The organism is Proteiniclasticum sp. C24MP, assembly GCF_043951855.1.
Taxonomy (GTDB): domain Bacteria; phylum Bacillota; class Clostridia; order Clostridiales; family Clostridiaceae; genus Proteiniclasticum.
This window is the reverse complement of record NZ_JBINJW010000002.1, coordinates 35,402-53,162: the sequence shown is the minus strand read 5'-3', so window position 1 is coordinate 53,162 and position 17,761 is coordinate 35,402. Positions and strand designations below refer to the sequence as shown.

The 17,761-nt window shown below is 39.5% G+C and carries 23 protein-coding genes; 19 read left to right on the top strand and 4 right to left on the bottom strand.

What is annotated here, in order from left to right; all coding sequences use genetic code 11:
• Position 1 precedes the first annotated feature (1 nt).
• Genes ACHAL6_RS03385 through ACHAL6_RS03370 form a run of 4 tightly spaced genes read right to left on the bottom strand, consistent with a single transcriptional unit; the run spans position 2 to position 3,553 of the window.
• Complete coding sequence (locus ACHAL6_RS03385; RefSeq protein ID WP_395268830.1) at positions 2 to 235, bottom strand: helix-turn-helix domain-containing protein; 234 nt, start codon at positions 233 to 235, stop codon at positions 2 to 4.
• A gap of 32 nt (positions 236 to 267) precedes the next feature.
• On the bottom strand, positions 268 to 2,100 hold the full coding sequence (locus tag ACHAL6_RS03380) for an AAA family ATPase (RefSeq protein ID WP_395268829.1): 1,833 nt from the start codon (positions 2,098 to 2,100) through the stop codon (positions 268 to 270).
• A 6-nt stretch (positions 2,101 to 2,106) separates the two neighbouring features.
• Positions 2,107 to 2,559, bottom strand: coding sequence for an ABC-three component system middle component 2 (locus ACHAL6_RS03375; RefSeq protein ID WP_323380894.1), 453 nt, complete (start codon positions 2,557 to 2,559; stop codon positions 2,107 to 2,109).
• Positions 2,552 to 3,553, bottom strand: a complete 1,002-nt coding sequence (locus ACHAL6_RS03370; RefSeq protein WP_395268828.1) for an ABC-three component system protein — start codon at positions 3,551 to 3,553, stop codon at positions 2,552 to 2,554. The genes ACHAL6_RS03375 and ACHAL6_RS03370 overlap by 8 nt, the downstream gene beginning before the upstream one ends.
• Positions 3,554 to 3,840: 287 nt before the next feature.
• On the opposite strand from ACHAL6_RS03370, the gene ACHAL6_RS03365 reads away from it, so the two are divergent.
• From ACHAL6_RS03365 to ACHAL6_RS03275, 19 genes are all read left to right on the top strand, one after another.
• Positions 3,841 to 3,984, top strand: coding sequence for a hypothetical protein (locus ACHAL6_RS03365; RefSeq protein WP_323380896.1), 144 nt, complete (start codon positions 3,841 to 3,843; stop codon positions 3,982 to 3,984).
• A gap of 297 nt (positions 3,985 to 4,281) precedes the next feature.
• A complete protein-coding gene (locus ACHAL6_RS03360) occupies positions 4,282 to 4,830 on the top strand; it encodes a sigma-70 family RNA polymerase sigma factor (protein ID WP_395268827.1) in 549 nt (182 codons plus the stop codon).
• A gap of 64 nt (positions 4,831 to 4,894) precedes the next feature.
• Positions 4,895 to 5,557 (top strand): Rha family transcriptional regulator, encoded by a 663-nt coding sequence (locus tag ACHAL6_RS03355; RefSeq protein ID WP_069980560.1) that lies wholly within the window; start codon positions 4,895 to 4,897, stop codon positions 5,555 to 5,557.
• Between the two features lie 14 nt (positions 5,558 to 5,571).
• Positions 5,572 to 5,793 carry a hypothetical protein gene (locus ACHAL6_RS03350; RefSeq protein ID WP_395268826.1) on the top strand — a complete coding sequence of 74 codons (222 nt, stop codon included), beginning with the start codon at positions 5,572 to 5,574 and terminating at the stop codon, positions 5,791 to 5,793.
• The gene (locus ACHAL6_RS03345; protein WP_395268825.1) at positions 5,780 to 6,211 is read left to right on the top strand and encodes a DUF4406 domain-containing protein; all 432 of its coding nucleotides are present in this window, start codon (positions 5,780 to 5,782) and stop codon (positions 6,209 to 6,211) included. The genes ACHAL6_RS03350 and ACHAL6_RS03345 overlap by 14 nt, the downstream gene beginning before the upstream one ends.
• A 69-nt stretch (positions 6,212 to 6,280) precedes the next feature.
• A complete protein-coding gene (locus ACHAL6_RS03340; protein WP_395268824.1) occupies positions 6,281 to 8,629 on the top strand; it encodes a VapE domain-containing protein in 2,349 nt (782 codons plus the stop codon).
• 157 nt (positions 8,630 to 8,786) lie between these two features.
• The gene (locus ACHAL6_RS03335) at positions 8,787 to 9,068 is read left to right on the top strand and encodes a VRR-NUC domain-containing protein (protein ID WP_395268823.1); all 282 of its coding nucleotides are present in this window, start codon (positions 8,787 to 8,789) and stop codon (positions 9,066 to 9,068) included.
• A complete protein-coding gene (locus ACHAL6_RS03330) occupies positions 9,049 to 10,401 on the top strand; it encodes an SNF2-related protein (RefSeq protein WP_395268822.1) in 1,353 nt (450 codons plus the stop codon). The genes ACHAL6_RS03335 and ACHAL6_RS03330 overlap by 20 nt, the downstream gene beginning before the upstream one ends.
• A complete protein-coding gene (locus ACHAL6_RS03325) occupies positions 10,398 to 10,622 on the top strand; it encodes a hypothetical protein (protein ID WP_395268821.1) in 225 nt (74 codons plus the stop codon). The genes ACHAL6_RS03330 and ACHAL6_RS03325 overlap by 4 nt, the downstream gene beginning before the upstream one ends.
• Positions 10,619 to 11,044, top strand: coding sequence for a DUF1492 domain-containing protein (locus ACHAL6_RS03320; RefSeq protein WP_395268820.1), 426 nt, complete (start codon positions 10,619 to 10,621; stop codon positions 11,042 to 11,044). The genes ACHAL6_RS03325 and ACHAL6_RS03320 overlap by 4 nt, the downstream gene beginning before the upstream one ends.
• A gap of 141 nt (positions 11,045 to 11,185) precedes the next feature.
• Entirely contained in the window at positions 11,186 to 11,545 is a 360-nt protein-coding gene (locus tag ACHAL6_RS03315) for an HNH endonuclease (protein ID WP_395268971.1), read from the top strand.
• Positions 11,546 to 11,662: 117 nt separating this feature from the next.
• A complete protein-coding gene (locus tag ACHAL6_RS03310; RefSeq protein WP_395268819.1) occupies positions 11,663 to 12,202 on the top strand; it encodes a P27 family phage terminase small subunit in 540 nt (179 codons plus the stop codon).
• Between the two features lie 2 nt (positions 12,203 to 12,204).
• Positions 12,205 to 13,368: a methionine adenosyltransferase gene (gene metK / locus ACHAL6_RS03305; RefSeq protein WP_395268818.1), complete on the top strand. Its 1,164-nt coding sequence runs from the start codon at positions 12,205 to 12,207 to the stop codon at positions 13,366 to 13,368.
• Positions 13,358 to 14,593 carry a site-specific DNA-methyltransferase gene (locus ACHAL6_RS03300; protein WP_395268817.1) on the top strand — a complete coding sequence of 412 codons (1,236 nt, stop codon included), beginning with the start codon at positions 13,358 to 13,360 and terminating at the stop codon, positions 14,591 to 14,593. The genes metK and ACHAL6_RS03300 overlap by 11 nt, the downstream gene beginning before the upstream one ends.
• Positions 14,586 to 16,322, top strand: a complete 1,737-nt coding sequence (gene dcm / locus ACHAL6_RS03295) for a DNA (cytosine-5-)-methyltransferase (protein WP_395268816.1) — start codon at positions 14,586 to 14,588, stop codon at positions 16,320 to 16,322. Before ACHAL6_RS03300 ends, dcm begins: the two co-directional genes overlap by 8 nt.
• 94 nt (positions 16,323 to 16,416) lie before the next feature.
• A complete protein-coding gene (locus tag ACHAL6_RS03290; protein WP_395268815.1) occupies positions 16,417 to 17,109 on the top strand; it encodes a virulence protein in 693 nt (230 codons plus the stop codon).
• Positions 17,093 to 17,323 (top strand): DUF4314 domain-containing protein, encoded by a 231-nt coding sequence (locus tag ACHAL6_RS03285; protein WP_395268814.1) that lies wholly within the window; start codon positions 17,093 to 17,095, stop codon positions 17,321 to 17,323. Before ACHAL6_RS03290 ends, ACHAL6_RS03285 begins: the two co-directional genes overlap by 17 nt.
• Positions 17,313 to 17,492 (top strand): DUF5049 domain-containing protein, encoded by a 180-nt coding sequence (locus tag ACHAL6_RS03280; RefSeq protein WP_346025366.1) that lies wholly within the window; start codon positions 17,313 to 17,315, stop codon positions 17,490 to 17,492. The genes ACHAL6_RS03285 and ACHAL6_RS03280 overlap by 11 nt, the downstream gene beginning before the upstream one ends.
• Before the next feature lie 4 nt (positions 17,493 to 17,496).
• Positions 17,497 to 17,721 (top strand): hypothetical protein, encoded by a 225-nt coding sequence (locus ACHAL6_RS03275; protein WP_395268813.1) that lies wholly within the window; start codon positions 17,497 to 17,499, stop codon positions 17,719 to 17,721.
• Positions 17,722 to 17,761 lie beyond the last annotated feature (40 nt).

The following is a 17,761-nucleotide window of genomic DNA, read 5'->3' as shown; positions in this document are numbered from 1 at the left end:
ATTACTCCTTTGCTTTTGATGTGTTTTTTTCATCTTTTGTTATTTCCATGATGTCAGCGATGTCGCAATCTAAAGTCATGCAAATTTTAAGGAGAACATCTGTTGTAATGTTATCGCCTCTACCAAGCTTTGCTATTGAGGCAGAGCTTATTCCGGTGGAATTCTTTAAATCTTGTTTATTCATATCTTTATCAATTAACATTTTCCAGAGTTTGTTATAGCTTATTCGTAGCATATATTGCCACCTCCGTTATAAGGATTATCATCCTAATTACTATATACATCATGTAAAAAACCATAACGACTTTCTTTATACTTGCTTTTGTATTTGTCTTGAGTAAACTCTATGACCTTAGCACCACCAGCCTCATAATCTAATTCTGGCAGGTCTTTTGTGTTTTCTACAACTATCATTTGTCCCTCGGATTGATTATCAATAAAGTATTGGAATAAGGCAGTTCTCATGCTTGTAGGAGCATTATCTTCAACACCTTGATCTAAACCAAGTAAGGGAGTATCTACTACAAAAATTCCTGGTTTGTAGACAGCCTCCTCGTGCAAATACTGCCTAAAGGTTAATCCTAATACGGTATTGATAAATGCCCAATATCCCTTGCCATGACTATCTTCTTTGGCATATCCATTTATTTCTAAATCAAAGGTTCCCATGTTGAAATGAGCTGTATTCAGATTTTCATATTTGCAGTCAGTTAATATTGAATAAGCTATCTCATCTATACGTGAATTAAAATCTACGGGAAAATGTTCCTTTGGTTTAAATTTGGGTTTATCTAAATCCTCGCCATTTTCTTGCTTTTGTAGCTCTGCAATCCACTCTTGGGAAACGTTATGCAGAACAGTTGATTCTTGTTGTAATTGTATATAAGAGCGGTATTGCTGTATGCCTTCTCTTAATTTATCAGCTTGAGGAGCGAGTTCTGTTTCAATCCATTTTTCAATTTCGGCTCTTCGTTCTTCTAGATTTTTAATTTTATTTCTAACTTCATTTAAAGTTGAAATGACGTCATTTTCGCTTTCTGCTAAGCCCTGCAATTGTGTGATTATACGATTTAGTTCGGATTTTGATGCTTCAATATAAGGTTTCCTTTCTACTGGTGGAATACTTCCGTCGCAAAAAGGACACTTTTTATTATTGCCTACAGAGTGTAAATGTACTTCTCCATCTACAATAAAGGTAAGCCTCTTTATATCAGCTGTATATTGGCTTTTTAGTGCCTGAAAGTGAGAGTGAGTTACTTTGGTTTCTGCTTCCTTTTCTTTTAAATTAAGTAAAGTACTAAGTAAATCCTTGCTTTCCTCTGTGGCGGCTGCGATAGCTTCTTCAGTTTCGGACAGATTGTCAATTAATTTTTGCATTTCTTCTTCGACATCTAAGTTACTATAAGCAGATAATGCTTTTTGAAGTTCTTCTCTTTTTTTCGACATATGTGAAATCCTACTATTCACAAATTGACGAACAGCATCCTTTTTAGCTTTGCTGATTTCATCTTTATCTTGCTCTTCACCATTTGGGTAATTATCTCCTGTGATAAGGTAGAGCAAAGATGCAAAAAAATAAGGGTGTTGTGTAGGTGTTGATGGTAAAAGTACAGATTTTGGATTCTCAATATCTTGTTCTTTTAACCAAAAAAGTCGCATAAGAGTATTCCATTTTAAGCGTTGCCTAGTGAAATCCTGGGTGCTTATTATCATTGGAAGTTTATGAATACCAATTAGCTTGAGCCATAGTTCATTTAAGACAGGGTTCTTATTTCCCCGGCCTTTATAGTCTATGTCATAATTACCACCATCAATTGAAGCAATTTCAGTGACCACGTTTACGACATTCTTTCCAAGTATTCGAGAAAGATGAATAGGACCATCTGGAGTCATAATGTCTAGACTTACACTATCATACCCTGTTTGCTCTTTCTCAAAAGGTTTCTTGATTACACCCATAGCAAATTGTATGCATTTTAATACGCAGGTTTTTCCGGAGTCGGAAACCCCGCAGATGAGATTTAATCCTTTTCTAAATGTTACTGTGGCAGGGGCTTTCCCTGGGCCAGTTGCTGTAACCTTTGTTATATAAAATGCCATTTGGGATTACTCCTTCCTTAATGATTTAGAGGCTTCTCGGCTAATTAAATTGAGAAGTTCTTTTTCGTTTTTTGAGTCTATATATTCAAGAGCTTTTTGAGCATGTAATCTATATTCAGTCGCATAGTCAGAAGTTAGAGAGTTACTAAATGTTCGTCCACGTTCTGTAATGGAATATATGAAGCCCTCTTTTGAATATGAAACCTTTATCATATTTTCAAGTACAAGCTGTTTTATTGCATCTTGTACTAATGCTCTCCGGATAGAGAATTCAGAAAAACTAAATTCATTATCACCATGAAGATTGCTACCCGACAGTCCGAACTCCTTTGAATAATTTGATATGAAGTCTACTGTTACTAAATTATCTAGTGTAAGCTTTTTCTTTTTTGATAAGGACAAAATAAGCAACAATCTCATGGATATTTCAAATACTGTATTAAAAACTTTATTATTCATCTTCATCCACCCAGCGGATGCAACCGTCATTTACTAATAGGTGACAGGTTCCTTTCTTTTCTTTTGGGCCAACAAGATTTTGGATATTGTCAACAACAGCCGTGGTAGAGCAGTCCACCACTTTTTTCATTACTGCTAACAATCTTTTGTACCCGTCATCGTAATCATCCCATAGGGTATCCTTAATATAATCATGCGTTTCAGATTGCCATTTCTTCGCATGTTCCTCTCCTTTATCAAAGGATTCACGTATAAAACGATCAATACGTACAGCACTATAAAAGTTGATTCTTTGATCAGAAAAGTTCCTTTTATACTTCATATGCAAGGAATCCAAATCATTCTTCGTAATCTCACCGGATCCTATGGCTTCTGAGTAGGCAGCCAGAAGCTCACGAACATAAATTTCTTCTTCTGGAGCAATATCCTGTGGAGGCTCAATCTCTTTTGGAATAGATATTTCAACATCTCCTATGTGTAACTTGCCATCGGATTCATCATAATAAATAGTTTGAGTAGGTAAGGCAGTTAATTTAGTAGGGTGAGTTGAGCTATTGGGAGTAACGATACTAGAAGATTCTCGACCTTCATATATATCATCTAAAATCTGAAGGAATAAATCAGCGCAGGCGTATCCCAAAACATCATCAGGATTGAAATCTGGAATCATTGTTTTGATTTCTTCTTCAATAGCGATTTGGTTATGATCGTTATATTCGTTTATATAGTTTGCAAATTTATCTGTATCTTTTCGGCTAATAATTTTATGTACGTTTCTCTTACTTAATGGGAGAGTGCCTTTAAAAAAACGATCCAAAGAATCCGGTGCAAGAGAGTCAAAAGGATTATATTTATTCTCCTCTGATAGTTTTATTTCTTCTGGTGATTTTGGATCTCTCATAATGTTGTCGAAAAGTGACAGAAAAAATTCATTTGGCTTGTACGTTGTGTCACTATGTTTAAATAATATATTCGCAAATTCACTAAAGAGCATTATCTGCCACCTCCAACTATATTTCCGAATCTTTCCGAACCCCTCCGAGTCCTTCCTTAATGGTTGGACTTTTTTTTGTACAATTTTATTAGTGATTAAACGCTCTGGAGAAGGAATTGTAATTTATTAAAGTCTTTTAGATTATATCATGAAAATTCACACTTTTCCAGAGGGGAAATTCACGATTGTAAATATCTTAAGAGCAATTGTTCAGTATTTCTTCAGCAAGATATCGAATGCCTGATTTCAATAAAGGCATATCGAGGAAAAGGAAGGAGGGAAAAGAAATGGCAAAACGTAATACACGCCAAACATCCAAGAAAGTTGCTTCAAAGGCAAGTAAAATTCTCAACGATGGACGTTACAGCAAAAATTCTAAATCAGTTGCTGGCAGTGCTTTAAGTCAAACGAGACCAAGCAAAAAGAAGTAGTTTCAGTGATAGGCAGAGACAGATTTGAATAATCAGCCTGCCTATCTTCCTCGAAGGTAGTAATCAGTAAAGAGCATTTATCGCTCAACCAAAATAAATCTCAAAGTCCTAGTGCGCATACGGACGGCAGGATGCATAAGAGTTCAGAACACAGTGATAAAGACTGTGTTTGGAATGAAGATGCACCCACCGTAATTTCGTGTGCCCTTTTTTAGGACAAGCGGAGTCTGTGGTCATCTTCATCACAGGCTCTTTTTGTATTCCGCCGCCCAATGCCAGGACGGAAAGGAATACTTTATGAAGATTCGAGTTTTATATGAAGACAACATCAAAAATGGTCACAAGAACTACACCACAATTGAAATTCCAGATGGAGATTACAACGTTATGCTGGACATTGATTACGAGCAGCGTCTTGCAGAGGCAAAGCCCGAAAAGAAAGCAGAAGTACAGCGTTGTAAGACTTTACAGGAAATGTTCGACCTAATGAATGCCAAAGAATACAACCACTGGCGCCGCTATCATAGGCATCTTGGCAATCCGAAGACTCCATATCGTAAAGATGATCAGGCTGAAGATGAAACAGATGTTATGGACACATTTGCAGATAACTCTCAAGAAATAGAGCGTGCTTACCAATACGAGTACGAGGATGTTTGTAAATGGATACGCAAGGTACTCGGTAAAAAAGAAGATTGGGCGGATATGTTTATCGCCGTTCGCATAGACGGTATGTCAATCCGCGAATATGCCAGCTCCATAGGTGCTGATGAAAACAACATTACTCAGAAGTTAAAACGAGCAACAAAAAAATTGGAACAAGAATATAAAAACCGTCAGATTTGACCTTCTCCCAAGGCTACCAGGTAGGAGGTCAAGACCTCCAAAAAAATTTAAGGAGGTAATTCTGATGAGAGAATTAATACCTAAAGACCAATATGGTGTGTTTGCCGACACCAAAGATACGGCAAGAGTGGATAGTTTGTTTGTAGCAGAGTTCTTTGAGAAGGAACATAAAAATGTTCTGCGTGACATTGCTAAAATCACTGACCCCAAATCTGGGTTAAGCACAGAATTTGCTCAGCTCAATTTTGAGCCGACCTCATACACGGATGGTTGGAACAGAAAGCAAAAGGCTTATGCCATGACTCGTGATGGATTCACTATGTTGGTTATGGGATATACAGGGCAGAAAGCAATGAAGTTCAAAGAGTTATACATCAAACGCTTTAATGAAATGGAGCAGTTCATTAAAACTCTTGTTTCGGCTCGTAAGGAGTTCCCTTTACTGACAGACAACATTAAGTTACTTCATGAAAATCCAAAGCCATATCACTTCAGTAATGAATGCGATATGTTAAATCGCATCGTTATCGGAATGACGGCAAAGCAGTTTAGATTAGCAAATGGAATTGCAAAAGGAAAAAGCATTCGACCTTACTTATCTGATGAGCAGATTACAATGCTAGACACATTACAAAAAGTAGATGTTGGTTTGTTAGTAGCTGTTCCAGATTATGGGCAGCGCAAGCGTTACTTGGAATGGTACAAAACCAAAATAGAGAAGAATTAAGGAGGGCTCTTACTATGTTTTATGTGAAAGAAAGATTGAATGATTCCATGGAGATATCTATTGAAATAACAGATGAGAATGTTTTTTGCCATTGCCCGATGTGTGATGTTGAAGTAATGGTGGATATTGCAGAAATCCTAGGTGATGGTGGAAGTGATTTATTTGGTACTGCAGTATATTGTAGCGAATGTAGTAAAAAAATTAGAGCCGGAGGTAGCTGTGATGAACATAAATAAATTCAATGCTGAAGGATACTATGACCCTACTCCCCATGAAGCACTAACTAATATAGTAAAAAAGGAAAAGGCAGCGTCAAAACCTGCCTTCCGTCCTTTGGTTTATATATGCGCCCCTTTTCACGGAGCTGTTAAGGAAAATGTATTAAAAGCCACTCAGTTTGCAGAATTTGCTTTCAAACGTGGATGTATCCCGCTGACCCCGTACCTTCTATTCCCTTTCATGGATGACAGTAACGAGAAAGAACGTGATCTTGCTATTTTCATGGACATCATCCTTATGGGCAAGTGCCAGGAAGTCTGGGTACTTGGTGATGTTATCTCAAAAGGCATGAGTATTGAAATAGAAAAGGCAAAGAAACGTAGACAACTGGTCAGATACTTCAACAAAGATTTTGAAGAGGTGGATTCTTTATGAAAAAAACAAAAGAAATACAGGCAAGATTTGAACATGGACAAAGACCTCGTTTGAAAGGAGGTTATTAAGTTGAGAAAATTAGCCATTGCCTATGGGAACAGCCGCCAGGCAAAGAAATGGGTTAATAAAGAAATTACATTTGATGCGCTAAAAGATAGATTGAAGACTCCAATCAGGACTACGGAATCAGCTGAAGAATATGCCAAGTTCAGTAAAGGTCAAAAGGATAATGCAAAAGACCATGGTGGCTTTGTTGCAGGTGTATTAAAAGGTGGTCGCAGAAAAAACGATACTGTGGAACTTCGATCAATGATTGCTTTAGATGGTGACAGAATTAATAAAGAATTTCTTGAAAACTATGAGTTGAATGCTGCATATACCTCTGTTCTTTATTCAACCCATAGTAGCACAGAAGAAAATCCACGGGTGCGTCTTATTTTTCCCCTAACAAGAGATGTAACCTCAGAGGAATTTGTAGCAGTTTCAAGATATTTAGCACAGATGCTTGGCATGGATTATTTCGATGAATGCTCCTATCTGCCAAACCAGCTAATGTACTGGCCAAGTACGCCATCCAACGGAAAATTTATCTATAAGGAAGTAGAGAAAACTTGGCTTAATCCAGATGATATTTTAACTGCTCATCCCGAATGGACTGATCCTACAAGACTTCCGACTTCATCTAGGGAGAGCAAGGCAAATACAGTTTCGCATGAGAAGGTACAGGACCCTCTTGAAAAGGAGGGTGTTGTGGGCCTTTTTAATAGAGTTTATTTCCCTGTTACAAAAGCAATCGATGCATTTTTATCAGACGTCTACGAGCCTACAGAAAATGAGGACCGCTACCATTTTATAGAATCAAGCAGTATGGCGGGTGTTGAAATCAAAGAAGGTGGCAAGTTCGTCTACAGCCATCATGCCAAGGACCCGGCATACCTTAAATTATGTAATGCCTTTGACATCGTTCGTATCCATAAATTTGGTGATGAGGATGATAAGAAGTCCTTTAAGAATATGTGTGATTTTGCCATGAAAATTGATGAGGTAAAAGTCTTTGCTACCAATGAAAAACTTGCAGAAGCTGAAGTGGATTTCACTGACAGTGGAGATGATTGGAAATCAAGACTTAGGTATCAGCCTAGATCAAGTTTACTTGAAAACAGCGTATACAACTTAAACCTTATTCTTAATCATGACCCCGATTTCAAGAACTTTGCATATAACGAGCTGTCGAACCGTATCCAGGTCACAGGATCACTACCATGGGAAAGACCAGAAGGTAACGTATTTTGGAGAGATGCCGACACAGCCCAGCTTAAGTCCATTATGGATATTCGCTACCTTCCGTTTTCAAGCAGAAACCACGATGTTGCATTTACTAAGGTTGCTGATGATAGGAGATTCCATCCTATAAGGGATTACCTTGATTCCCTTCCTGCATGGGACGGAGTAAAACGTGTGGAAGATATTTTTATCAAATATCTCCAGGCAGATGATACCGAGTATATACGCACTGTGACTAGGAAGACCTTTGCAGCAGCTGTTGCACGGATATATGTTCCTGGAATTAAGTTTGACTGCGTTCCAGTGCTTGATGGCGATCAGGGTATTGGGAAAAGCACCATCATTAAAGACCTTGTAACAGCAGAATTCTACTCTGAAACATTATCTCTTACGGATATGGATGATAAGTCTGGTGCTGAAAAACTGCAGGGATTCTGGGTGGTTGAAATCGGAGAACTTGCTGGAATGAAGAAAGCTGACATTGAAAAAGTAAAAGCGTTCCTGTCTACCTCAGATGATAAATATAGACCATCCTATGGCAGAGTTGTTGAAAGCCATCCTAGACAGTGCATCGTCATTGCAACGGTAAATGGTGAGCGTGGATATTTACGTGACATCACAGGAAACCGCCGCTTTTGGATTATTAAGGTACATCAGAAAAAGCAGAAGAAGACCTGGAATTTTACTGAAGCATATAGGCAGCAGTTCTGGGCCGAAGCTAAAGAAATATGGAAATCGGGTGAAAAACTGTACCTCGAGGGTGATGTTTTAGAGGAGGCTGAAAAAGCACAGAAAGGTGCGATGGAGGTTGATGAGCGTGTTGGTATGGTCGAAGAATACCTAAATACTCTACTTCCAGATGATTGGGACAGTATGGACTTATTTGCCCGTAGGAATTACCTAAGCGGTAGCGAATTTGGTGGGGCCAAGCATACAGGTACTGTTGCACGAACATCTGTAAGCAATGCAGAAATTTGGTGTGAATGCTTTAATCGTAATCTCCCAGAATTAAAGACCACCGATAGTTATCAGATCGCAGCACTTATGGCTCAGATTGCCGGTTGGGAACGAACCAGCAGTATTAAGCGTTTGCCGATTTATGGTAGGCAGCGACTATATCATTATGGCGGATAGAGAACACAAGAATGCGACACAACACAACTTTTTCCCTTATATTCAAAATGCTTTTTCTTAAAAGTAGATAGTAAATGTCTGTGAGCGTATATGCGCGTTAGTAAATATAGGGGAATGGTTGTGATTTTGTGTTTCTTGTGTCAGATGGGAGGAAAAAATGACTGAAAAATATATAGAAAAAAAACTTGTAGCAGCAGTTAAAGACTTGGGAGGTATTGCACTAAAGTTTGTAAGTCCTGGAGTTGATGGTGTGCCGGACCGCATTGTTCTATTTCCTATGGGGAGAATGGCATTTGTTGAATGTAAAGCAACGGGAAAAAAGATGCGCCCTATACAAGAAAAAAGAAAGAAACAACTGGAGGCATTAGGTTTTTCGGTTTATTGCTTGGACAGTGTAGAACAGATTGGGGGGATACTCAGTGAAATACAATCCACATGAATACCAAAGCTATGCAACAGATTTTATTTTATCCCATCCCATATCTGCAGTCTTTCTTGAAATGGGTCTTGGTAAAAGTGTGATTACCTTATCGGCAATATTTGACCTTTGCTTGGATAGTTTTCTTGTATGTAAGGTTTTGGTCATTGCGCCACTTCGAGTAGCAAGGGATACATGGCCTTCTGAAATTAAAAAGTGGGAGCATCTGAAAGGACTATCCTATTCTGTAGCGGTTGGAACAGAAAAAGAAAGAATCGATGCTCTTATGACAAGATCAACAATATACATCATCAATCGGGAGAATGTGGATTGGCTTGTTAACAAAAGCGGCATTCCCTTTGATTTCGATATGGTGGTCATTGATGAGCTGTCATCCTTTAAATCCTATGGAGCAAAGCGGTTTAAAAGTCTACTAAAAGTAAGGCCAACGGTAAAACGAATTGTAGGTCTTACAGGAACTCCATCGAGTAATGGCTTAATGGACTTATGGGCAGAGTTTCGCATTCTAGACTTAGGTCAAAGACTTGGCAGATATATCACTCACTACCGTAATACTTACTTCACTCCGGATAAACGTAATGCACAGGTTATATTTTCATATAAGCCATTACCTGGTGCTGAGGATAAAATATATAGCCAAATATCTGATATTACGATTTCCATGAAATCCATAGACTATCTTAAAATGCCTGAATGCATTGTAAATGAAGTGGCTGTTTCTCTGAATGAAAAGGAATGGAACATATACTCTAAATTTAAAGATGATATGGTCACGAAATTAGGTGATGAGGAGATTGATGCAGTTAATGCTGCTGTGCTTTCAGGAAAACTTCTACAGATGGCAAACGGTGCTGTCTATGATAGTGAAAACAAGACACATATCATTCATGACAAAAAGCTTGATGCACTGGAAGATTTAATTGAAGGCGCAAATGGCAAACCTGTCCTTGTTGCATATTGGTTCAAACATGATTTAGAGAGAATTAAGAATAGATTTTCGGTGAGGCAAATAAAAACATCGAAGGATATTGAAGATTGGAATGATGGCAATATCCCTATCGCTGTGATCCATCCAGCAAGTGCAGGACATGGTCTTAATCTTCAAAGCGGTGGTTCGACACTTATTTGGTTCGGACTTACCTGGTCTTTAGAATTATATCAGCAAACCAATGCCAGACTTTATAGACAAGGTCAAAACGAGACGGTTATTATCCATCACATTCTTACCAAAGGTACTATTGATGAAGATGTCATGACTGCTCTTACAAGAAAAGAAGAGACACAAGCCTCCCTTATTGATGCTGTAAAAGCAAAGCTGGAGGTGATGCGATGACCACACCTTATGAAAACTTAGCCAATGCTATCATTTTAATGGCAGTTAAGGATTATAGGTCTGCGTTAAAGAAACTTAAAAAGCGTCCAAACTATGAGCCGGCTAAAATTATAAAAAACGAGGTGGAGAGGTTCTTCCGCTCTGATTGGTATAGAGAACTTACCTCTGTTGATGGGAACATCCTAATCAAAAAATTAAAATCGGAGGTAAGAGAGATATGAAAGTAAAGGAATATTTACACCAAGCTTACAGGCTTGATAAAAGAATACAATCAGACATCGAGGAAATGGAATCCTTAAGAGAAATGGCAACAAGTGTATCATCACCAAGTTGGGATGAAAAAGTTCAAACCTCACAAAATGCCGATGCCAAGTTTGTAAGGTGTTTGGAGCGGATTATGGATTTGGAAAGAAAAATAAACACGGAAGTAGATAATCTTGTAGCACTAAAGGAGCAGATAAGGCATGTTATAAACGAGGTTGCAGACACTGATGAGCGCATGGTATTACGGTATCGGTATGTTCATAACCTAACCTGGGAGCAAATTGGCGATGAACTTAATGCCGATAGAACAACAGTCTACAGATGGCATAATGCAGCTCTTAACCATGTAACTCTTCCTAAAGATCCTATTAAAATATAGCTTGCACAACTTGCAACACTTTGCAACAAGATACCACTATTGCATTTGTGTTAGTATATAATCAGCAAAATAGAATATTTACCAAGCCTTGTGGGAATTCCTCGCAGGGCTTTTTCTATGCCCGGAAAGCGAGGTGAAATGATGCCCAAAAGACCAAAGCGACCGTGCAGTACCCCAAGTTGTCCTAATCTAACCGATGGTAGGTACTGTGAGGAACATAGAGTAGTAGAGCGTAGGCGCTATGATAAATTTGAACGTTCACCAGATGTCAATAAAAAGTACGGTAGAGCCTGGAAAAGAATCCGTGACAGATATGCCAGGGAACATCCTTTGTGTGAGATGTGCGAGAAAAACGGACGGCTTACCTCTGCTGAGGAAGTACATCACATCCTCCCCATTTCTTTAGGCGGTACGCATGACAAAAGTAATTTGATGTCTTTATGTAAGTCCTGCCACAACAAGATACATTTAGACCTTGGTGATAGACAGATTCGTAAGTGAGCCAGGGGCGGTTCAAATCTCTACACCTTTTATAGCGGACAACGGCCTGGGGTCTTGCGTGTAAAAATCAGAAATCAAAGGGGGTATTAAAGACTTTTAGAAAAGTGAGGTGGAAAAATGGCAAAGGACGGTACAGCAAGAGGTGGCCAGCGTGTTGGCGCAGGAAGAAAATCAAAAGCTCTAACAGATAAAATTGCTGATGGCAGATTAAACGGGTCTCAAGTACTGCCGGAGCCAGCAGAAATGGAAGGCACGGATGTTCCTCCAGTAAAAGATTATCTAAAGGCGGCTCAGAAAAACGGTAAAGTCCTCTGTGCAGAAGATATTTATATAGAAACCTATAAATGGTTAAAAGATCGTAGCTGCGAAATGTTAGTAAACAACCAGCTGATCGAGCAATATGCCATGAGCGTTTCTCGTTGGATTCAGTGCGAGGAGTGTATTTCAGAATATGGATTTCTTGCAAAGCATCCTACTACATCGGCAGCCATAGCATCACCGTATGTTGCTATGAGCCGTGAATACATGAAACAAGTAAATCAGTGTTGGTATCAGATATACCAGATTGTAAAAGAAAACTGCTCTGTAGAGTTTGGTGGCAGAAGTCCACAAGATGATCTAATGGAGCGGTTACTATCTGCTAGGAAAGGAAAATGATAATGAAAAAATATAGAACTTGTGAAAGTGTATGTAAAGGTCATCCCGATAAATTGTGTGACCTAATCTCTGACAGCATCTTAGATGCGTGTTTGAGAAAAGATAAATCCTCTCGTGTGGCCTGCGAGGTGTTGGCAACCAAAGGACGTATCATTGTTGCCGGTGAGATTACCTGTTCAAAGAAAATTGATATCAAACGAGTAGTTCGTAATGTACTGACTGACGTAGGCTACAATCCAAGAAAGTTTCTCGTGTTTGTCCATGTACATCAGCAAAGTAAAGATATCGCAGGTGGTGTTGATAGAGCCTTGGAATTCCGTGAAGGCGATACTTCCTGGTATTCCATGCTAGGTGCAGGAGATCAAGGCACAGTTTATGGTTATGCCACCAATGAAACAAGTGAGAAGTTGCCGTTACCTCTTGTTCTTTCTCATGCTATCTGTGAAAAGCTGGATAAAGTTATGAAGAATGGTGTTATTAAAAACATCGGTCCAGATGGTAAGGCACAAGTTACAGTAGAGTATAAAGATGATAAGCCAAAGCGAATCAAGACCATTGTTGTTTCCGTTCAGCACGGTGCTGATAAAGACTTAAATGATTTAAGAAATGAAATCATCTCTCAGGTGCTTTGGCCTGTCTTTGAAAAATATCCATTTGACGATGAAACGGAGATACTCATTAATCCAAGCGGGCGCTTTGTGGAAGGTGGACCTGCCGCTGATACAGGATTAACAGGAAGAAAAATAATGGTGGACACATACGGCGGCATTGCATCCCACGGGGGTGGTGCTTTTTCTGGTAAAGACCCGACAAAAGTGGATCGCAGTGGTGCTTATATGGCAAGAGCCATCGCTAAGAACATTATTTGGTGTGGGTATGCAGAACGATGCCAGGTTGCCATTTCTTATGCGATTGGAAAAGCAGATCCAGTTGCTGTGGAGATTGATACATTTGGAACAGGCAAAGTTGCTGAAAGTATCCTTTGTAGTGCGGTTCAAGAAGTATTTAATCTTAGACCTGCGGCAATTATCCAAAAGTTAAGGCTGACCGATGTCATTTATGCGGATACTGCTACCTACGGTCATTTCAGATATGGATTGCATTCTTGGGAGTTTTTAGATTGCTATAAAGAACTAAGGGAGGCGGTAAAAAGGTATGTTGATTGAAAAAAAGAATACAAAAGACCTGCTTCCTGCTAAATACAATCCTCGTAAAGATTTAAAGCCAGGTGATGCAGAGTATGAAAAGCTGAAACGCTCTATCGAGCAATTCGGGTATGTGGAGCCTGTTATCTGGAATAAGGTGACCGGCAATGTTGTAGGTGGTCATCAAAGACTCAAGGTTCTCATTGATATGGGAATTTCAGAAGTCGAATGCGTCATCATTGAGATGGATGAGGATAAAGAAAAAGCACTTAATATCGCTCTCAATAAAATTAGCGGTGATTGGGATAAGGATAAACTTGCCCTCTTGATTGCTGATTTACAAGGTGCAGATTTTGATGTTTCTCTTACTGGATTTGATCCTAAAGAACTGGATGACTTATTTAAAGATACCATTAAAGATGGAATTCACGATGATGACTTTGATGTGGATGAAGAATTAAAAAAGCCTGCAATCAGCAAGTTTGGTGACGTATGGACATTAGGTAGGCACCGGCTCGTATGTGGTGACTCCACGAAGAAAGAAACCTATGATTTGTTGATGAATAAAAACAAGGCTAACTTGTGTGTGACAGACCCTCCCTACAACGTAAATTATGAGGGCTCTGCAGGGAAAATCAAAAATGATCATATGACAAATGATGCCTTTTATCAATTCCTCTTAGATGCCTTTATCAATATTGAAGAAGCATTAGCAGACGATGCCTCCATCTATGTATTTCATGCCGACACCGAAGGGTTTAATTTTAGAAAAGCCTTCTCGGATGCCGGTTTTTATTTATCCGGTTGCTGTATATGGAAAAAGGACTCCCTTGTACTTGGACGTTCACCATATCAATGGCAACACGAACCAGTGCTTTATGGTTGGAAGAAGAAAGGAAGACATCAGTGGTATACGGGAAGAAAAGAAACTACCATATGGGAATTTGATAAACCAAAGAGAAATGGTGATCATCCTACGATGAAGCCAATTCCTCTTCTTGCCTATCCTATTTTGAATTCCTCTATGAGTAACACAATTGTACTCGATCCCTTTGGTGGAAGTGGAAGTACATTAATTGCTTGTGAGCAGTCAGAGCGTATTTGCTACACAGTGGAACTAGATGAGAAATTCTGTGATGTTATTGTAAAACGCTATATTGAGCAAGTCGGCACTTCAAAAGAAGTAAGTGTTCAAAGGGACGGACTCACTAATAAATATGATGAATTGGAGGTAGCCAATGAATAAACTGACCCTAGGCAGTCTTTTTGACGGCTCGGGCGGTTTTCCTTTAGGCGGTTTAATTTCCGGTATTACCCCAGTATGGGCATCGGAGATTGAACCGTTTCCTATTAGGGTGACAACCAAAAGGCTGCCTTTTATCAAACATTATGGAGATATTTCTTGCATGGATGGCAGCAAGATAGAACCAGTAGATATTATTACCTTTGGCTCCCCTTGCCAAGATTTATCCATAGCAGGTAAGCGTGATGGCTTGGCTGGGAAACGTTCAAGTCTTTTTTATGAAGCCATCCGAATCGTAAAAGAAATGAGGTGTGCTACAGATGGCAAAAAGCCAAGATATATTGTCTGGGAAAACGTGCCTGGAGCGTTCTCATCAAACAAAGGAGAAGATTTCAGATGTGTCCTTGAAGGCATCTGCCACATCGAAGATGAAACCATATCAATTCCTAAAACTGATAAATGGAAACAAGCAGGAAGTATCGTGGGAGATCATTTCTCCCTTGCCTGGCGAGTGCTTGATGCTCAATACTGGGGAGTTCCCCAACGAAGAAAACGAATCTTCCTTGTCGCAGATTTTGCAGGTGGGGGTGCCGGAAAAATACTATTTAAGTCAGAAGGCTTGTCTGGGTATTCTAAGGAGAGCATCCGCTCGTGGCAAGGTGCTTCCAGCTATATTGCAGACAGCATTAGAGAGACAGGCACAATCTGCTTAAATGACCAGGGTGGTAATCGTATGGATGTGACAAAGGATATCACTTGTACCCTACGTGCTAAGTCAAATCATCCACCTTGTGTTATGGACTCGGCTGTTTTTGATAATCACGGAAAGGATACTCGTTTTAGTGGACCGATTGATGTTGCACCAACTATTTCTGCTACTTATGGAACAGGCGGCAACAATCAGCCATTTGTTGTGGAAAATCCTAAGACCTACGATGTGCGATTTACCTCAGAAGGAACAATCAATGCACGTTCAAATGTCTATGAAAGTGATACGGCAAGAACCATTGATACGTCCGGCAATGCTCCGGATAGCAATCAAGGTGGTATTGCTGTGGTAGAAAGTTATGCCTTGCAAGGCTCTATGATAGGCAGAGATGACAAGAATGGTCCACGAGGTGATGGTGTTAATGAGGAAGTCAGCTTTACTTTAAATACGGTAGATAAGCACGCTGTCGTTTATGCGATTGATAGGGAGTCTTTCAACTGTGGTCAAAATTATGCTAGAAATCTTGGAATTACAGAAGATGGGATAAGTTCAACACTAAATGCACAGGGTCCTAGTGCGGTGGCAACCCCTACCTACTCATCAAGTAAGGCATCATTTTTTACAAATGCCGAGAAAGAACTTGCTAATACTTTAGTTGCCACAGATTACAAAGACCCTCCACTTATTAATGGTAATGACGGTATAGAATACACAGTCAGAAGACTGACACCAACAGAGTGTGCAAGGCTACAGGGTTTCCCCGATTGGTGGTGTAGTGATTTAGGGATAGAAAACCCTACGATGGATGATCTTCGCACCTGGTATGACATATTTGAAACACACCGTAAAGTGACCGGCAGTTATTCAAAAGCCAAGACACTAAAGCAAATATCTAAGTGGCTAAAGAATCCGCATTCTGATTCTGCTGAATATAAGATGTGGGGTAATGGAGTAGCCCTTACAAATGTATGTTTTGTGCTGTCTGGCATTGTCTGGTATACACAATTAGAAGGAAATACTTAATCCATATTTCTATTCTAAATTAGCGATAAAAAGCTTGATAAATAAGTGTTTTAGAGTGATATATGTACATACCAAAACAAAGGAGGTTTTGTACATGATCATTAATTATAACGTAACAGGGTCAGAGCGAAAGAGGTTAGTCACAGCACTTAGCGACATCACAGGTGTTAAAGCAAAGTACCTTGGAATGCCCAGCATGGCTTACGAGGTGGATGCCTTTATCATCGACAAAAATGGGAGCCTTGAATTTAGTGATAAGGCAGACAGCGAAGAAATCGAAAAGGTGGCCCAGTGTTTGGCAAGGGAGGGTTTTATCGCAGAGGAGCAAATTGACGCCACTGAGGGCAAACAAACCGAAGACAGTGAGGCTTTAAGCCTTTGTGTATCAATGCCAAGGAGTAGCTTTACAGAAAAGGCACTTGAAAACCTAAAAGCGATTGTTGAGGCAAAGGGCGATCTTATCCGTCATGCACTTGAGGCAGAAGACTTACCGATTGAAATTTCTGAAGATGAAGTTTCATTTCCATGGTTTAAAGAAATACCAGCACCAGAAGAGGTTAAGGCTTACAACCATTTTGTTTCCGCTCTTTGCGAGATGGCAAGAAATCAGAAACGCATTACTGCAAAAGAAAAGGAAACCCCAAATGAAAAATACGCATTTAGATGCTTTTTGCTCCGCCTTGGCTTTATTGGCAAAGAGTATAAAGAAGAACGAAAAATATTGCTCAGAAATCTAACCGGTTCTGCGGCATTCAAAGGAGGAGTAAAAAATGAGGATAATCAGTAAAGAACAACTGCTAAACCTTCGTGAGAATTACCCTGCTGGATGTCGTGTAGAACTATTAAAGATGGATGATATTCAAGCTCCAAAGATTGGTACTAAAGGAACAGTTGTAGGAGTTGACGATATTGGTTCTATTATGGTGCGTTGGGATTCAGGCTCCAGTCTCTCAGTAGCTTTTGGCGAAGACCTGTGCAGGAGGATTCACGATGACAGATAAGATAAAACAACAGATTCTTGCTATTCGTGACACAGGTGAAACTAATATGTTTGATGTGCGAAAAGTACAGGAAATCGCTCTGAGGGAAGGATATGACGAGTTACTTCTTTACCTTGCAGATAACATTGGGGCTTATTCACGTTTCATTCTGACTGGTAAGGAGGAATAAAGCCGTGTGGAGAGAAGGTAGCGTCAAAGTTCATAACAGCATCATCCATTATTGGGTAAAGTGCTATGAGAAAGGCTCGGAATTTGGCATTGACGAAGGACGCATCTCTAAGCTGATGCTTAAGCGTAACGGAAAGATTATTGTAAACTATGACCGAGGCTGGGACATTGAACCTGTGGATGAGGATGCAGAAATTGCGCTTGCAATCCTATTGCTAGAACACAACTAAATAGTAACAGAGGACAGTGCCAAAATTGGCTCTGTTTCTC

Coding starts and splice junctions, on each gene's coding strand:
- metK (WP_395268818.1), top strand. CDS start 12,205: ATGAAAAAATATAGAACTTGTGAAAGTGTATGTAAAGGTCATCCCGAT.
- ACHAL6_RS03325 (WP_395268821.1), top strand. CDS start 10,398: ATGACCACACCTTATGAAAACTTAGCCAATGCTATCATTTTAATGGCA.
- ACHAL6_RS03385 (WP_395268830.1), bottom strand. CDS start 235: ATGCTACGAATAAGCTATAACAAACTCTGGAAAATGTTAATTGATAAA.
- ACHAL6_RS03350 (WP_395268826.1), top strand. CDS start 5,572: ATGTTTTATGTGAAAGAAAGATTGAATGATTCCATGGAGATATCTATT.
- dcm (WP_395268816.1), top strand. CDS start 14,586: ATGAATAAACTGACCCTAGGCAGTCTTTTTGACGGCTCGGGCGGTTTT.
- ACHAL6_RS03290 (WP_395268815.1), top strand. CDS start 16,417: ATGATCATTAATTATAACGTAACAGGGTCAGAGCGAAAGAGGTTAGTC.
- ACHAL6_RS03375 (WP_323380894.1), bottom strand. CDS start 2,559: ATGAATAATAAAGTTTTTAATACAGTATTTGAAATATCCATGAGATTG.
- ACHAL6_RS03315 (WP_395268971.1), top strand. CDS start 11,186: ATGCCCAAAAGACCAAAGCGACCGTGCAGTACCCCAAGTTGTCCTAAT.
- ACHAL6_RS03335 (WP_395268823.1), top strand. CDS start 8,787: ATGACTGAAAAATATATAGAAAAAAAACTTGTAGCAGCAGTTAAAGAC.
- ACHAL6_RS03370 (WP_395268828.1), bottom strand. CDS start 3,553: ATGCTCTTTAGTGAATTTGCGAATATATTATTTAAACATAGTGACACA.
- ACHAL6_RS03320 (WP_395268820.1), top strand. CDS start 10,619: ATGAAAGTAAAGGAATATTTACACCAAGCTTACAGGCTTGATAAAAGA.
- ACHAL6_RS03360 (WP_395268827.1), top strand. CDS start 4,282: ATGAAGATTCGAGTTTTATATGAAGACAACATCAAAAATGGTCACAAG.
- ACHAL6_RS03280 (WP_346025366.1), top strand. CDS start 17,313: ATGACAGATAAGATAAAACAACAGATTCTTGCTATTCGTGACACAGGT.
- ACHAL6_RS03355 (WP_069980560.1), top strand. CDS start 4,895: ATGAGAGAATTAATACCTAAAGACCAATATGGTGTGTTTGCCGACACC.
- ACHAL6_RS03365 (WP_323380896.1), top strand. CDS start 3,841: ATGGCAAAACGTAATACACGCCAAACATCCAAGAAAGTTGCTTCAAAG.
- ACHAL6_RS03380 (WP_395268829.1), bottom strand. CDS start 2,100: ATGGCATTTTATATAACAAAGGTTACAGCAACTGGCCCAGGGAAAGCC.
- ACHAL6_RS03300 (WP_395268817.1), top strand. CDS start 13,358: ATGTTGATTGAAAAAAAGAATACAAAAGACCTGCTTCCTGCTAAATAC.
- ACHAL6_RS03345 (WP_395268825.1), top strand. CDS start 5,780: ATGAACATAAATAAATTCAATGCTGAAGGATACTATGACCCTACTCCC.
- ACHAL6_RS03310 (WP_395268819.1), top strand. CDS start 11,663: ATGGCAAAGGACGGTACAGCAAGAGGTGGCCAGCGTGTTGGCGCAGGA.
- ACHAL6_RS03285 (WP_395268814.1), top strand. CDS start 17,093: ATGAGGATAATCAGTAAAGAACAACTGCTAAACCTTCGTGAGAATTAC.